This is a genomic window from Pseudomonas sp. QLc11A (assembly GCF_052112305.1).
In the GTDB taxonomy this organism is placed as follows: Bacteria; Pseudomonadota; Gammaproteobacteria; order Pseudomonadales; family Pseudomonadaceae; genus Aquipseudomonas; species Aquipseudomonas laurylsulfatiphila.
On the sequence record NZ_JAVAJJ010000003.1, the window covers coordinates 240,138 to 254,148 of the forward strand.

A 14,011-nucleotide genomic window follows, 5' to 3' on the forward strand; every position below is an offset into this window, starting at 1 on the left:
TCTTCATGCGGTCTGTTCCAGCCGCTCTTGTCGTCAGGAATCTTCCATGCGTTTTTGTAAATTCTTGCTTGTGAGTTGTTTGTCAGTGGTCAGCCTGGTCAGTCAAGCCGAAACCGTCAAAGGCCTTTATCAGGTGCGCGAGCCGGTGAATGGCCAGTCGCCCGAGGAGCGTGAGCAGGCGACTCAACGTGCATTGGACACTTTGGTGTTGCGCCTGACCGGCGATCCCAAGGCCGCTCAAAATCCGGGGCTGGCGGCCATTCGTAAAGAGCCGCAACAGATCATCAGCCAATACGGCTTTGAAGCCGGTCCGCCGGAAGTCCTGAAAGTCGATTTCGACCCGGGTACCACCGAGCAGGCCTTGCGCCGCGCCGGCCTGGCCATGTGGGGGGCCAATCGGCCGTCGATCCTCGGCTGGTGGCTCAACGATTCCACCGAGGGTTCAAGCCTGGTGGGCGACGGCCAGGCCAGCGCGGCTCCGCTGCGTCGGGCTGCCCAGCACCGGGGCTTGCCATTGCGCTTGCCATTGGCGGACCTGAACGAGCAGATCGTCGCGACCGCACCGAATCTGGAAGGCGCAGATGCCGGCCCTTTGCTTGCGGCATCGGAACGCTACAACGCCGACGCCCTGCTCGCGGTACACGCCAAAGAGGAGGGCGGGCAGTGGCAAGCCAAGTGGCAATTGTGGCTGGGAGATAAAAAAGAGGCAGGCAGCGTGCAGGGCGCCGATCAGGCCGCCGTGGCTGATGCGGTGATGCTGGCGGTCAATGAGCGCCTGGCGCCGCGGTTTGTCGCCAAGCCCGGTGCTTCAAGTGCGCAATTGCTGGAAGTGCAAGGTATGAATCTTGAACACTACGCGTCCCTTGGGCGCTTGCTGGAGCCATTTGGCGGGCGCGTGCAAAGCGTTGACGGCGACCGGATCGTCTACCGGGTCAATGGCAGCGTCGAGCAGTTGCGTGCTCAACTGTCGCTGGCAAGGTTGCAGGAAGCGCCGGCGGCTCAGGCACCGACTCCGGCAGTGCCGGTTCAGCCTGCCGCCGGTGGTGCGGTGCCTACCCCGGCGCCTGCGCCTGCCCCGACACCGCAACTGCGGTTTCGCTGGTAGTTTTTCTCTCTTTATATAGAAGCAATGGAGTGGTTCATGGCCGATACGCGGCGTTGGTTCTGGCTCGGCGGGGTGGTCCTGCTTTGTGTTTTTGTCTGGTTGTTGCATCCGATCCTGACGCCGTTCCTGGTGGCCCTGCTGTTGGCCTATCTGTTCGACCCGCTGGTGGATCGACTGGAGAAGGCGGGACTGTCTCGCACCTGGGGTGTAGTGGCGGTGTTTGCCCTGTTTACATTGATCCTCACCGCGCTGCTGTTGGTCCTGGTGCCGTTGCTCGCCCGGCAGCTGTTTCGTTTGTATGAGCTGGCCCCGCAGATGCTTGACTGGCTGCAGCACACGGCGCTGCCCTGGGCGCAATCGAAGTTCGGCCTGTCGGAGGGCTTCTGGAAGTTCGACCGGCTCAAGGCAGCCATCGGCGAGCATATGAGTCAGACCTCCGATGTGGTCGGCGTGGTACTGAGTCATGCCACTGCCTCGGGGCTGGCGTTGATTAGCTGGTTGGCGAATCTGGTGTTGATCCCGGTGGTGAGCTTCTATCTGTTGCGCGATTGGGATCTGATGATGGCCAAGGTCCGCAACCTGCTGCCCCGTGATCGTGAGGAGCGCGCGGTATCGCTGGCGGGTGAATGCCATGAAGTACTCGGTGCGTTCATTCGTGGCCAGTTGCTGGTCATGGTGGCCCTGGGGGTGATCTACGCAGCAGGCCTGATGCTGGTCGGGCTGGAGCTGGGCTTGCTGATTGGCCTGATTGCCGGTCTGGCAGCGATCGTGCCGTACATGGGATTTATCATCGGCATCGGTGCGGCGCTGATTGCAGGGCTGTTCCAGTTCGGTGGCGATCTATACCCGATGCTCGGCATTGTCGCGGTGTTCATGGTCGGCCAGGCGCTGGAGGGTATGGTGCTGACGCCGTTGCTGGTCGGTGACCGGATTGGTCTGCATCCGGTGGCGGTGATTTTCTCGATTCTGGCCGGGGGTGAGCTGTTCGGCTTTACCGGTGTGCTGCTGGCATTGCCGGTCGCCGCGGTGATCATGGTGCTGGTGCGCCATGTGCAAGATTTGTATAAGGATTCCGATATCTACGGGGGCGTCGACGAACCGCAGGGGTAAAAGGTGTCGATGGGCGATGGCGGGCTGCCCGGGTTCGTGCCGGGTCAGCCTGATTACACAGCGCGACTGTTACATGCACCGCCAAAGAAACTGTCATAAAACCGGTGCGTTAACGCAAACCTTTGATTTTGCTTGTGGTCTATCGCATTGTGCGGCCCGCTTCACGGGTATAAACTTCGCAAACTTTACACAGAGGCCACTAACGGTTCCTTTGGAACTGTTCAGTCAGCATGAAACCGATTCAGCTGCCCCTAGGTGTGCGTCTGCGTGACGACGCCACCTTTATCAACTACTACCCAGGCGCCAATGCCGCTGCACTCGGCTATGTCGAGCGGCTATGCGAAGCCGACGCTGGCTGGACAGAAAGCCTGATCTATCTTTGGGGCAAGGATGGGGTAGGGCGTACGCACCTGTTGCAGGCTGCCTGCCTGCGCTTCGAGCAATTGGGGGAGCCTGCGGTGTATCTGCCGCTGGCCGAGCTGCTCGATCGCGGTATCGAGATTCTCGATAACCTTGAGCAGTACGAACTGGTCTGTCTCGATGACCTGCAGGCGGTTGCCGGCAAGGCGGACTGGGAAGAGGCGCTGTTCCATCTGTTCAATCGCCTGCGCGACAGCGGCCGGCGCCTGCTGATTGCCGCGTCGACATCCCCGCGCGAGTTGCCGGTGAAGCTTGCGGACCTCAAGTCACGCCTGACCCTGGCCTTGATCTTCCAGATGCGCCCACTGTCCGACGAGGACAAATTGCGTGCCCTGCAATTGCGCGCATCCCGTCGCGGACTGCACCTGACCGATGAGGTCGGGCATTTCATCCTGACTCGCGGCACCCGCAGCATGAGTGCACTGTTCGAGCTGCTTGAGCGCCTCGATCAGGCCTCCCTCCAGGCTCAGCGCAAGCTGACAATCCCGTTTTTGAAAGAAACCCTCGGCTGGTAGACCCGCTGGAACCGGGGCTTATAGCCGTTTCGGCATATTTCAGGCGCCAGAAATCCCGCTTTCCTGCAAGGTTGCAGGCCGCGTGCATGTTTAAAATGGGCTTAAGCGCTTAGATGTAAACGAGAAACCAATAAGTCACAAAAAGATTGATTGAATTTGCAAATGAGGTCGATAGCGGGCATAGTCTCGACTTCTTTACAACTTCAGCCACGGTCGTGCCCATGCTAAATCGCTTCGCACCCCTCGTGCCTCTCGCACTCGTCACCCTGTTGTTCGGTTGCGCTGCCCACACTCCAGTGGTCCAGCAGCAGCAACAGCAGGTTCAAAATCCGGCCACTGCCCAGTCTTCCGCTCTCTTTCAGGAAGCTCTTTACCAAGAAGAGAAGGCTACCGAAAAAGAACTCGCAGACTTCGCTGGCGGCAAGTCCTACCAGCTTCCAGTCCTGGCCGACAGCATCCTCGAACGCGGCATGTCCCTGATCGGTACCCGTTACCGTTTCGGCGGCACTTCTGAAGCCGGCTTCGATTGCAGCGGTTTCATCGGCTACCTGTTCCGCGAAGAAGCGGGCATGAACCTGCCGCGCTCCACCCGCGAAATGATCAACGTGGACGCTCCGCTGGTCTCGCGCAGCAAGCTTGAGCCGGGCGATCTGCTGTTCTTCGCAACCAACGGTCGTCGTGGTCGCGTCAGTCACGCCGGGATCTACCTGGGCGACAACCAGTTCATTCACTCCAGCAGCCGCCGCAGCGGTGGTGTGCGCATCGATAGCCTGGGCGACAGCTACTGGAGCAAGACCTTCATCGAGGCCAAGCGCGCCCTGGCGATGGCACCTAACACGTCGCCAATTGTCACTGCACGTAAATAAGCGGACATTTTGTAAGGCGAACTTAAAGTCTTACTTGAAGTTTGTCGTGTAGCCGCTAGAATCTTGATCTACAAATGATGGCAAACCGCCTGCGTCCTACGCAGGCGGTTTTCTTTTCTGCGCTCCCCGCAGAAAAAGCCGCAGCCAGATCAGGATGTTCTGCTTATGACGACGTCGGCCCGCCTCGCAATCATGTTCTTCGCAGCGCTGCTCAGTGCCTGCGCCAGCCGCACACCGCCTCCTGCGCCGGTGGTTCGCGCGCCCATCGTATTTGGTTCCCCACAAGCGTTTTCGCCCGAAGCGGAGGACGTGCTGTTTCGCGCGCTCGGCCTGGTGGGTACGCCTTATCGCTGGGGTGGCAACACGCCGGATTCCGGATTTGATTGCAGCGGCCTGATCGCGTACGTGTACCGGGATGTCACCGGCATTGCCTTGCCGCGCACGACTCGCGAGATGATCTCCATGCAAGCGGCGAATGTCGGCAAGGAAGGCCTGCAGACGGGTGACCTGCTTTTCTTCGCTACCAATGGCGGTTCCCAGGTCAGTCATGCCGGCATCTACGTGGGAGAAGGGCGTTTCGTCCACGCGCCGGCCACTGGCGGCACCGTGAAGCTCGACAGCCTGTCCAAGGCCTATTGGCAAAAGGCTTACCTGAGCGCCAAGCGTGTTCTGCAGCCTGAACATCTGGCGCGCAACCCGTAACGTCCGGAGCTGCTGCTCATGACTGCTCGCACGCTGAATCTCGACGACGCGCTGTACCAATACCTGCTCGATGTTTCCCTGCGCGAAACGCCACTGCTCAAGCGCTTGCGCGATGAGACCCAGGCGCTGCCGATGGCGCGCTGGCAGGTGGCGCCGGAGCAGGGACAGTTTCTCGCCTTACTGGTAAAGCTGACAGGCGCCAGACGCTTGCTCGAAGTCGGTACTTTCACCGGATACAGCGCGCTGTGCATGGCGGCGGCATTGCCGGTTGACGGTTCGCTGATTTGCTGTGATATCCCCGGCGACTACAACGCCATCGCACGGCGATATTGGCAGGAAGCGGGACTCGCCGGTCGGATCGACCTGCGCCTGGCACCCGCACTGGAAACCCTCGGCGAGCTTGAGCGGCAAGTTCAGGGCGAGCAGTTCGACCTGGTGTTCATCGATGCCGACAAGGCCAACTACCCGGCTTATCTGGAACATGCCCTGCGTTTGCTGCGGGTCGGTGGGCTGGCGCTGTTCGACAACACGCTATGGAGCGGGCGCGTGCTTGAGAGCAGCCCCGAGAGCGCGGACACCCGGGCGATCCAGGCGCTCAACCTGGCGTTGAAGGACGATGTGCGGGTGGATCTGTCGTTGTTGCCGTTGGGTGATGGGCTCACACTCTGTCGCAAACGCTAAGCCCTTGTGGGAGAGAGCCTGCTCGCGAATGCGCACGGTCAGTCGACAAGTTTGGTGACTGATACACCGCTTTCGCGAGCAGGCTCGCTCCCACAGGTTAAGTGGCTTACTTGACTGCCGACACCCGCCACACCTTGTTCCCCACATCATCAGCCACCAGCAGATCGCCCTGACGGTCGATCACCACGCCCACCGGGCGACCCATGGCTTCTTCCTTTTCGTTGAGAAAACCGCTGAGCACTTCAATCGGTTGTCCCGCAGGTTTACCAGCGCTGAACGGCACGAAAATCACTTTGTAGCCACTGTGGGGGTTGCGGTTCCAGGAACCGTGCTGGCCGATGAAGGCCCCTTGGGTGAACGGCGGCGGCAGCTTGCTGTTTTCAGCGAAGGTCAGGCCCAGTGATGCCGTGTGCGGGCCGACGGCATAGTCCGCAGCGATGGCCTTGGCCACCAGACCGGGGTTTTGCGGCTCGACGCGGCTATCGACATGCTGGCCGTAATAGCTGTAAGGCCAGCCATAGAATGCGCCGTCCTTGACCGAGGTGATGTAGTCCGGGACCAGGTCGCTGCCAATTTCATCCCGTTCGTTGACCGCAGTCCACAGCGCGCCACTGTGCGGTTCCCAGGCCATGCCGTTGGGGTTGCGCAGGCCGGAGGCGAAGATCCGCTGCTGGCCGGTGGCACGATCCACTTCCCAGATCGCTGCGCGACCTTCTTCCTTGTCCATGCCGTTTTCCGCGACGTTGCTGTTGGAGCCCACGGTGACGTAGAGCTTGCGGCCGTCCTTGCTGGCGATGACGTTTTTGGTCCAGTGGTGGTTCAGCGGGCCACCCGGCAGGTCGACCACTTTGACCGGTGGCGACTTGATCAGCGTATCGCCACTTTCATAGTGAAAGCGCAGCAGGCGATCAGTGTCGGCCACATACAGGTCCTTGCCGACCAGGGTCATGCCGAAGGGCGAGTTGAGGTTTTGCAGAAACACCGTGCGGGTTTCCGCGACGCCATCGTGGTCCTTGTCGCGCAGCAAGGTGATGCGGTTCGCGCTGGGCACCCTGGCCCCGGCGCGTCCCATGACTTGCTTCATGACCCAGCCGCGAATGCCTTTGCCGTCTTCGGGTTTGGGTGGCGCGTTGGTTTCCGCCACCAGTACGTCGCCGTTGGGCAGTACATAAAGCCAGCGGGGGTGATCGAGGTTTTCGGCAAAAGCGGCCACTTGAGTGCCCGCGGCGGCGACGGGTTTCGCGCCCTGTGGCCAGCCGATGGCCGGGGCGATGTTCACAGTCGGGATCAGGGTTTTGTTGGGGGGCGGCAGTTGGGGTGAAGGGCCGGTGCCGTCGGAGACTTGCAGGCCGGCGGTCTCACTACAACCGGCGAGCCCTCCGCAGATCGCGATAACGAGAACGAGCGGGGGCGTGCGCATACGGGTGTTCCCTATGAATGCCTTGTTCTAATCATAGAGACGCGTTGTCGTCCAATGGTTCAACCCCTAGCCACGTGCTTCCTTGAACAGCACCGCAATGCCGGGGTGATAGTTGCCGGCTTCATTGCGCAACTTGCGGTAGGCATACGGGAAATACCAGGCGACTGCGCAGGTGTGTTCCTTTTGCAGGTCGTCGACCATGTCCTGGAGTTCTTCCGGTGTCGCGCCTTGCTGGGCTTTTTGCGGGGCGACGAACAGGCAGCCGAGTTTCAGGTCGCTGGCGTGGCTCAGGCGCTTCGCATCGCTGGCGATGTCGAGCAGGGCCTGGCTCAGATTGAGGCTGTTGACCCGTGGCCAGCGCTGGCTGGTCTGGATGTAGGCGCGGGTTTCGGGCGAGGCGAGGAACAGGTCGGCGCGGCTGTTGCGTTCGCCTTCTTCGGTCTGCTTGCGGGTGGGTGCCTGTTGCAGTGTGACCATCTCGGCCATCCAGGCGGCGGCCGACAGCAGTCCGAGATTGGCTTTTTCGTCGTGCCAGTAGGGTGTGTCGCCATCACCGCGGATGGCGTTGTAGCGGTCGATGCATTCGAACCAGCGCTCGAGCACGGGGCGCAGGAATTCCAGCTTTGGATTGCTGATGATCATGCCTTGCATGGGCTCACCCTTGTTATTGTGTTGTGAGGTTGTGGCTCTTTGATATCACTGCTGAGAGCGAGGCACAAGATTGACGTCAGTTTTTTGATTGACGACAGTTATTCGGCAGCTGGCCTCCCGGCTTTAATTGACGCTCCACCCCCAACCCTCTAACCTTCGCGGCTTGTTTCAGGTGCTCTGTGACTTGGGTCGACAGAGTGAAACAGGGAAGCCGGTGAGCGAGTTCTTCTGTTGGTCGAGGAACCGCAATTCCGGCGCTGCCCCCGCAACGGTAAATGAGTGAAAACTGTGTCTGATGCCACTGTGTCGATTCGATGCGGGAAGGCGCACAGTCTGGCTTTGCGCCACTCATGAGCCCGGAGACCGGCCTGATTCATCCAGCGGCATCACGGTGGGCGATGCCAGGCTTGTTGCCTTCTATTGCTGTGCCTGCCCGCCGTTATTCCTGCCTCAACGGAGAGCTCCCCCATGACTGATACCCCCGATCGTGACGAACGCCACCTGGCGCGCATGCAGCGCAAAAAAGCCGTGATCGACGAGCGCATCGCCAATTCCCCGAACGAGTGTGGTCTGTTGCTGGTGCTGACCGGCAACGGCAAGGGCAAGAGCAGTTCGGCCTTCGGCATGCTCGCCCGCGCCATGGGGCACGGCATGCAATGCGGTGTGGTGCAGTTCATCAAGGGCCGCAACAGTACCGGCGAAGAGTTGTTTTTCCGGCGCTTTCCCGAGCAGGTGCGTTTTCATGTGATGGGCGAAGGGTTTACCTGGGAAACCCAGGACCGTCAGCGCGACATCGCTGCCGCCGAAGCGGCGTGGGCGGTGTCCCGGGAACTGCTGCGCGATCCGTCCATCGGCCTGGTGGTGCTGGATGAGCTGAACATCGCCCTCAAGCACGGCTACCTCGATCTCGATCAGGTGCTCAGCGATTTGCAGGCCCGACCGCCGATGCAACACGTGGTGGTCACCGGGCGTGCCGCCAAGCCGGAAATGATCGAGATGGCCGACACGGTCACCGAAATGGGCATGATCAAACACGCCTTTCAGGCCGGGATCAAAGCGCAGAAAGGTGTCGAGCTGTGAACCAGCCTCGTCATTGCCCGGCGGTACTGATTGCCGCGCCGGCCTCCGGCCAGGGCAAGACCACCGTCACCGCGGCGCTGGCCCGATTGCATCGCAATCAGGGGCGCAAGGTTCGCGTGTTCAAGTGCGGCCCCGACTTTCTCGATCCGATGATCCTTGAACGCGCCAGTGGTGCGCCGGTGTATCAACTGGACATGTGGATGGTCGGCGAGCAGGAGAGTCGCCGGTTGCTGTGGGAAGCGGCTGCTGACGCCGACCTGATCCTGATCGAAGGCGTCATGGGGCTGTTCGACGGTACGCCGTCGAGCGCCGATCTGGCGCGGCATTTCGGTGTGCCGGTGCTGGGTGTGATCGATGGCACCGCCATGGCCCAGACCTTCGGCGCACTGGCCCTGGGGCTGGCGCGTTATCAGCCGGACTTGCCGTTCGCCGGCGTGCTGGCCAACCGCGTCGGCACGCTGCGCCACGCGCAACTGCTCGAGGGCAGCCTGACTGAAGGGTTGCGCTGGTACGGCGCGCTGTCCCGGGAAACCGGGATTGAACTGCCGAGCCGACACCTGGGGCTGGTTCAAGCCAGTGAACTGAACGATCTCGACCTGCGCCTCGATGCGGCAGCCGATGCCCTGGCCAGCAGTTGCGAGGTCGCGCTGCCACCGGCAGTCGAGTTCGCCGCCCCCGATGTCATCGTCGCCGAACCGCTGCTGGCCGGTGTGCGCATTGCGGTGGCCCGTGATGAAGCCTTTGCGTTCACCTACGGTGCGAGCCTGGATTTGCTGCGGGCGATGGGTGCCGAGTTGTCGTTCTTCTCGCCGATCCGCGACCGCCAATTGCCGGAGGCGGACAGCCTGTATCTGCCGGGCGGTTACCCGGAACTGCACCATGTTGCGCTGGCACAAAATACCGCGATGCTCGACGCGATCCGCGCGCACCACGCCGCCGGCAAACCGTTGCTCGCCGAGTGTGGTGGCATGCTGTATCTGCTCGACTCCCTGACCGATGTCGAGGGCACTCGTGCCGAACTGGTTGGTTTGCTGACCGGTGATGCGGTCATGCAAAAGCGTCTGGCGGCGCTGGCGTTGCAAGCGGTGGAGTTGCCGGAAGGTTCGCTGCGCGGGCACACCTATCACCATTCGCTGACCAGCACTGAACTGGCGCCGATTGCCCGGGGCGTGAGCCCTAACGGCGGGCGCGGCGCGGAGGCGGTTTATCGCGAGGGGCGGATGACCGCCTCTTACGTGCACTTTTATTTTCCGTCGAACCCCTCGGCGATTGCCGCGCTGTTTGCGCCGGACCGTGGGACCGCCTTCGCGAGCAGGCTCGCGTTGCCTGAAGAAACGCAATCCTCTGTGGGAGCGGGCTTGCTCGCGAAGAGGCCATGACCGACAACGCATTCACCGAAGCCGAACGCGCAGCGGTCTACCGCGCCATCGCCGAGCGTCGCGACATGCGCCACTTCAGCGGCGGCACCGTCGAGCCCGAATTGCTCCGGCGTCTGCTCGAGGCTGCACACCAGGCGCCGAGTGTCGGCCTGATGCAACCCTGGCGCTTCATCCGCATCAGTGATCGCGCCTTGCGCGGGCAAATCCAGGGGCTCGTGGAAGAGGAGCGCGTGCGCACCGCCGAAGCCCTCGGCGAGCGCAGCGACGAGTTCATGAAGCTCAAGGTGGAAGGCATCAACGATTGCGCCGAGGTACTGGTCGCCGCACTGATGGACGACCGCGAGCAGCATATCTTCGGCCGTCGCACCTTGCCGGAAATGGACATGGCCTCGTTGTCCTGTGCCATCCAGAACCTGTGGCTCGCGTCTCGCGCCGAAGGGCTGGGCATGGGCTGGGTGTCGCTGTTCGACCCCCAGGCACTGGCGGACCTGTTGAAGCTGCCGCCGGGAGCCAAACCGCTGGCGGTGTTGTGCCTGGGGCCGGTAAAGGCGTTCTACCCGGCGCCGATGCTGGTGCTCGAAGGCTGGGCGCAGGCGCGTGCGCTGCATGAATTGCTGTATGAAAATTATTGGGGAGTGAGTCAATGAGTGTGGCGTTGTTGAGTGTCGCCGCGGTTGCGCTGGATGCGCTGCTGGGCGAACCTAAACGCTGGCATCCGCTGGTGGCGTTCGGCCGTTTTGCCGATCGCATCGAGCAACGTTTCAACGGCGGCGGTCGCGGTTGGCGCAGCCATGGCGTCACCGCGTGGGTGATCGCCGTGCTGCCGCTGGTGCTGTTGGTCACGGCATTTTCCTGGGCGCCTTACGTCGGCTGGATCGTCGAGATTCTCGCGCTCTACTGCGCCCTCGGCATGCGCAGCCTCGGTGAACACGTCACGCCGGTGGCCAAGGCCTTGCGCGGCGATGATCTTGATGAAGCACGCAAGCGTGTGAGTTATCTGGTCAGCCGTAAAACAAGTGACCTGGATAAAACCGAAGTCGCCCGTGCCGCCACCGAGTCGGTGCTGGAGAACGGCAGCGACGCGGTGTTCGCCGCGTTGTTCTGGTTTGCCGTGGCCGGTGCGCCGGGCGTGGTGCTCTATCGCCTGAGCAATACGCTGGATGCGATGTGGGGCTATCGCAATGAGCGCTTCGAACGGTTCGGCTGGGCGGCGGCGAAGATCGACGACGTGCTCAATTACATTCCTGCGCGTCTGGTGGCGCTGACTTACGCGCTGCTGGGCAAAACCCGGCTGGCGTTGAAATGCTGGCGCACCCAGGGCCCGACTTGGGACAGCCCGAACGCCGGCCCGGTAATGGCGGCAGGGGCAGGGGCTCTTGGCGTTGAATTGGGCGGCGCGGCGATTTATCACGGTGAACTGCACCAGCGTCCGCAACTGGGCGAAGGCGTGCCGGCGGACGCCGACTCCATTGACCAGGGCTGGCAACTGGTCCAGCGCGGGGTATGGTTATGGCTGCTGATTCTCTGCCTGGGGGCCGAATTTTATGCTTGAGCACGGTGGACGATTGCGCAAGGCGGCGCTCGAATACGGCATAGATGAAGCCGACTGGCTGGACCTGTCGACGGGCCTTGCGCCCTGGCCGTTCCCGGTGCCGGAGATTCCGCTGCGGGCCTGGGCCCGTTTGCCGGAGGCGGACGATGGTCTGGAACAGGCCGCCTGTGATTACTACGGCACCTTGCAGGCATTGCCGGTGGCCGGTTCGCAAATGGCGATCCAGCTGCTGCCGCGATTGCGGCGGGCAGGCAAGGTGGGTGTGTTGTCGCCGTGTTACGCCGAGCACGCCGAAGCCTGGCGTCGCAATGGCTACATCGTGCGGGAAGTACTGGAGCAGGAAGTCGACTTCTTCATCGACAGTTTCGACGTGCTGGTGGTGGTAAATCCGAATAACCCCACGGGTCTGAGCCTCACCCCCAGTCGCCTGCTCGACTGGCACACGCGACTGGCCCAGCGCGGTGGCTGGCTGGTGGTGGACGAAGCGTTCATGGATAACACGCCGCAACTGAGCCTGGCGCCGTTTGCCCATCAGGTCGGGCTGATCGTCTTGCGCTCCTTCGGCAAGTTTTTTGGCCTGGCCGGTGTGCGCCTTGGGTTTGTGCTGGCCGAGCGCAAGTTGCTCAAGTTGCTGGCAGAACAAGTGGGGCCCTGGGCCGTGAGCGGGGCAACCCGGGTAGTGGGGCAGGCCTGCCTGCGCGATACGCAGGGGCAAACGCGGCAACGGCTGCGCACCGAAGAGGCCAGCGAGCGCCTGGCGTCGTTGCTGCAGCAACACGGCTTCGAGCCCCAGGGCGGCTGTGCGCTGTTCCAGTGGCTGATTACCGAACGCGCCGAAACACTGCATGAGTTCATGGCCCGGCGCGGCATTCTCCTGCGGTTGTTCACGCACAACAGCAGCCTGCGATTCGGCCTGCCCGGTGACGAAGCTGCCTGGGTGCGACTGGCGCAGGCATTCGAAGATTTCGCCAAGGAAAACCAATGACCACGCTGATGGTGCAGGGCACCACGTCGGATGCCGGTAAAAGCACGCTGGTGACTGCGTTGTGCCGTTGGGCCACGCGCCAGGGCGTCAGGGTAGTGCCGTTCAAGCCGCAGAACATGGCACTCAACAGTGCGGTGACCGCCGACGGCGGCGAGATTGGCCGTGCCCAGGCGGTTCAGGCCCAGGCCGCGCACCTTGAACCGCACACCGACATGAATCCGGTATTGCTCAAGCCCAACAGTGACACCGGTGCCCAGGTGATCATCCATGGCCGCGCCGTCACGACCATGAACGCCGTCGCCTATCACGACTACAAAAGCATCGCCATGCAAGCGGTACTGGCCTCCCACGAGCGCTTGAGCGCGGCGTATTCGCTGGTGATGGTCGAAGGCGCAGGCTCGCCGGCGGAAATCAATTTGCGCGCCGGCGACATCGCCAACATGGGCTTCGCCGAAGCGGTGGATTGCCCGGTGTTGCTGATTGCCGATATCAATCGCGGCGGGGTTTTCGCCCATCTGGTGGGTACCCTCGAACTGCTGTCGCCGAGCGAACAGGCGCGGGTCAAAGGCTTCATCATCAATCGTTTTCGCGGTGACCTCGCGTTGCTGCAACCCGGTCTCGACTGGCTTGAAGAACGCACCGGCAAACCGGTGGTGGGTGTGCTGCCGTACGTGATGGACCTGCACCTGGAGGCTGAAGACGGCATCGATCAGCGCCAGACCGATAAAGCCGAACGGGTGCTGAAAGTCGTGGTGCCGGTGCTGCCGCGCATCAGCAATCACACCGATTTCGATCCGCTGCGCCTGCATCCGCAAGTGGACCTGCAATTCATCGGGCCCGGCCAAGCGGTTCCGCCTGCCGACCTGATCATTCTTCCTGGTTCGAAAAGTGTCCGCAGCGACCTCGCGTACCTGCGGGCCAACGGCTGGGAAACCGCGATTGCCCGGCATCTGCGTTACGGCGGAAAACTGCTGGGGATCTGTGGCGGCCTGCAGATGCTCGGTGAGCAGGTGCATGACCCGCTGGGCCTCGAGGGCGCGCCGGGTTCCAGTGCCGGTTTGGGACTGCTGGCGTTCCAGACCCGGCTCGAACAAGAGAAACAGTTGCGCAATGTGTGTGGCCGCCTGGCGCTAGAAGATGCGCCGGTATCGGGCTATGAAATCCATGCCGGCGTGACCACCGGACCGGCTCTGGAAAACGCCGCCGTGCAACTGGATGACGGACGCTGCGATGGTGCGCAAAGTGCGGACGGGCAGATTTTCGGCACCTACCTGCACGGGCTGTTCGAATCGCCGACGGCGTGCAGTGCGCTGTTGCGCTGGGCCGGTTTGCAGGAGGTGCAGGCCGTGGATTACCACGCCTTGCGCGAGCGCGATATCGAGCGGCTGGCGGATCTGGTGGAGAAGCATCTGGATACCGGGCTGTTGAGGCGGCTCTGTGGAATTTGAGGCGTCTGTGCTGGCCTCATCGCGGGCAAGCCCGCTCCCACAGGGGATTGCAACCAGACACAAATCCCGGGAACGCCCAATAACCTTGTAGGAGCGG

14 protein-coding genes and 1 riboswitch are annotated in these 14,011 nt (G+C 62.2%); of the genes, 12 read left to right on the forward strand and 2 right to left on the reverse strand.

Annotated features, from left to right (window positions below; genetic code table 11):
- Positions 1-46 precede the first annotated feature (46 nt).
- From Q8X48_RS06545 to Q8X48_RS06570, 6 genes are all read left to right on the forward strand, one after another.
- Entirely contained in the window at positions 47-1,105 is a 1,059-nt protein-coding gene (locus Q8X48_RS06545; protein WP_407799478.1) for a DUF2066 domain-containing protein, read from the forward strand.
- Positions 1,106-1,141: 36 nt separating this feature from the next.
- Complete coding sequence (locus Q8X48_RS06550; protein WP_407799480.1) at positions 1,142-2,215, forward strand: AI-2E family transporter; 1,074 nt, start codon at positions 1,142-1,144, stop codon at positions 2,213-2,215.
- Positions 2,216-2,445: 230 nt separating this feature from the next.
- Positions 2,446-3,150 (forward strand): DnaA regulatory inactivator Hda, encoded by a 705-nt coding sequence (gene hda / locus Q8X48_RS06555; RefSeq protein ID WP_007898944.1) that lies wholly within the window; start codon positions 2,446-2,448, stop codon positions 3,148-3,150.
- Between the two features lie 221 nt (positions 3,151-3,371).
- A complete protein-coding gene (locus Q8X48_RS06560; protein ID WP_217835947.1) occupies positions 3,372-4,016 on the forward strand; it encodes a C40 family peptidase in 645 nt (214 codons plus the stop codon).
- Positions 4,017-4,181: 165 nt separating this feature from the next.
- A complete protein-coding gene (locus Q8X48_RS06565; RefSeq protein ID WP_046037633.1) occupies positions 4,182-4,718 on the forward strand; it encodes a C40 family peptidase in 537 nt (178 codons plus the stop codon).
- 18 nt (positions 4,719-4,736) lie between these two features.
- Positions 4,737-5,399, forward strand: a complete 663-nt coding sequence (locus Q8X48_RS06570) for an O-methyltransferase (protein WP_407799483.1) — start codon at positions 4,737-4,739, stop codon at positions 5,397-5,399.
- 106 nt (positions 5,400-5,505) lie between these two features.
- On the opposite strand, the gene Q8X48_RS06575 is transcribed toward Q8X48_RS06570, so the two are convergent.
- Positions 5,506-6,819, reverse strand: coding sequence for a PQQ-dependent sugar dehydrogenase (locus tag Q8X48_RS06575; protein ID WP_407799484.1), 1,314 nt, complete (start codon positions 6,817-6,819; stop codon positions 5,506-5,508).
- A gap of 66 nt (positions 6,820-6,885) precedes the next feature.
- On the reverse strand, positions 6,886-7,470 hold the full coding sequence (locus Q8X48_RS06580; RefSeq protein WP_407799486.1) for a hypothetical protein: 585 nt from the start codon (positions 7,468-7,470) through the stop codon (positions 6,886-6,888).
- A gap of 153 nt (positions 7,471-7,623) precedes the next feature.
- Positions 7,624-7,856, forward strand: a riboswitch (cobalamin riboswitch).
- An 82-nt stretch (positions 7,857-7,938) separates the two neighbouring features.
- On the opposite strand from Q8X48_RS06580, the gene cobO reads away from it, so the two are divergent.
- The 6 genes from cobO to Q8X48_RS06610 are packed head-to-tail and all read left to right on the forward strand — an operon-like array spanning position 7,939 to position 13,914.
- Positions 7,939-8,550, forward strand: coding sequence for a cob(I)yrinic acid a,c-diamide adenosyltransferase (cobO, locus tag Q8X48_RS06585; RefSeq protein ID WP_007984541.1), 612 nt, complete (start codon positions 7,939-7,941; stop codon positions 8,548-8,550).
- Entirely contained in the window at positions 8,547-9,929 is a 1,383-nt protein-coding gene (locus tag Q8X48_RS06590; RefSeq protein ID WP_407799488.1) for a cobyrinate a,c-diamide synthase, read from the forward strand. The genes cobO and Q8X48_RS06590 overlap by 4 nt, the downstream gene beginning before the upstream one ends.
- Positions 9,926-10,576 carry a 5,6-dimethylbenzimidazole synthase gene (bluB, locus tag Q8X48_RS06595; protein WP_407799489.1) on the forward strand — a complete coding sequence of 217 codons (651 nt, stop codon included), beginning with the start codon at positions 9,926-9,928 and terminating at the stop codon, positions 10,574-10,576. Before Q8X48_RS06590 ends, bluB begins: the two co-directional genes overlap by 4 nt.
- The gene (cbiB, locus tag Q8X48_RS06600; protein WP_007977557.1) at positions 10,573-11,481 is read left to right on the forward strand and encodes an adenosylcobinamide-phosphate synthase CbiB; all 909 of its coding nucleotides are present in this window, start codon (positions 10,573-10,575) and stop codon (positions 11,479-11,481) included. The genes bluB and cbiB overlap by 4 nt, the downstream gene beginning before the upstream one ends.
- A complete protein-coding gene (gene cobD, locus Q8X48_RS06605) occupies positions 11,474-12,466 on the forward strand; it encodes a threonine-phosphate decarboxylase CobD (protein WP_407799490.1) in 993 nt (330 codons plus the stop codon). Before cbiB ends, cobD begins: the two co-directional genes overlap by 8 nt.
- On the forward strand, positions 12,463-13,914 hold the full coding sequence (locus Q8X48_RS06610) for a cobyric acid synthase (protein WP_407799491.1): 1,452 nt from the start codon (positions 12,463-12,465) through the stop codon (positions 13,912-13,914). The genes cobD and Q8X48_RS06610 overlap by 4 nt, the downstream gene beginning before the upstream one ends.
- The last annotated feature ends 97 nt before the right edge of the window (positions 13,915-14,011 follow it).

Excerpts from the sequence above, each read along its gene's own strand:
- bluB (WP_407799489.1), top strand. The coding sequence starts at position 9,926 with ATGACCGACAACGCATTCACCGAAGCCGAACGCGCAGCGGTCTACCGC.
- Q8X48_RS06550 (WP_407799480.1), top strand. The coding sequence starts at position 1,142 with ATGGCCGATACGCGGCGTTGGTTCTGGCTCGGCGGGGTGGTCCTGCTT.
- Q8X48_RS06580 (WP_407799486.1), bottom strand. The coding sequence starts at position 7,470 with ATGCAAGGCATGATCATCAGCAATCCAAAGCTGGAATTCCTGCGCCCC.
- Q8X48_RS06565 (WP_046037633.1), top strand. The coding sequence starts at position 4,182 with ATGACGACGTCGGCCCGCCTCGCAATCATGTTCTTCGCAGCGCTGCTC.
- cobO (WP_007984541.1), top strand. The coding sequence starts at position 7,939 with ATGACTGATACCCCCGATCGTGACGAACGCCACCTGGCGCGCATGCAG.
- Q8X48_RS06545 (WP_407799478.1), top strand. The coding sequence starts at position 47 with ATGCGTTTTTGTAAATTCTTGCTTGTGAGTTGTTTGTCAGTGGTCAGC.
- Q8X48_RS06610 (WP_407799491.1), top strand. The coding sequence starts at position 12,463 with ATGACCACGCTGATGGTGCAGGGCACCACGTCGGATGCCGGTAAAAGC.
- cobD (WP_407799490.1), top strand. The coding sequence starts at position 11,474 with ATGCTTGAGCACGGTGGACGATTGCGCAAGGCGGCGCTCGAATACGGC.
- cbiB (WP_007977557.1), top strand. The coding sequence starts at position 10,573 with ATGAGTGTGGCGTTGTTGAGTGTCGCCGCGGTTGCGCTGGATGCGCTG.
- Q8X48_RS06570 (WP_407799483.1), top strand. The coding sequence starts at position 4,737 with ATGACTGCTCGCACGCTGAATCTCGACGACGCGCTGTACCAATACCTG.
- hda (WP_007898944.1), top strand. The coding sequence starts at position 2,446 with ATGAAACCGATTCAGCTGCCCCTAGGTGTGCGTCTGCGTGACGACGCC.
- Q8X48_RS06560 (WP_217835947.1), top strand. The coding sequence starts at position 3,372 with ATGCTAAATCGCTTCGCACCCCTCGTGCCTCTCGCACTCGTCACCCTG.
- Q8X48_RS06575 (WP_407799484.1), bottom strand. The coding sequence starts at position 6,819 with ATGCGCACGCCCCCGCTCGTTCTCGTTATCGCGATCTGCGGAGGGCTC.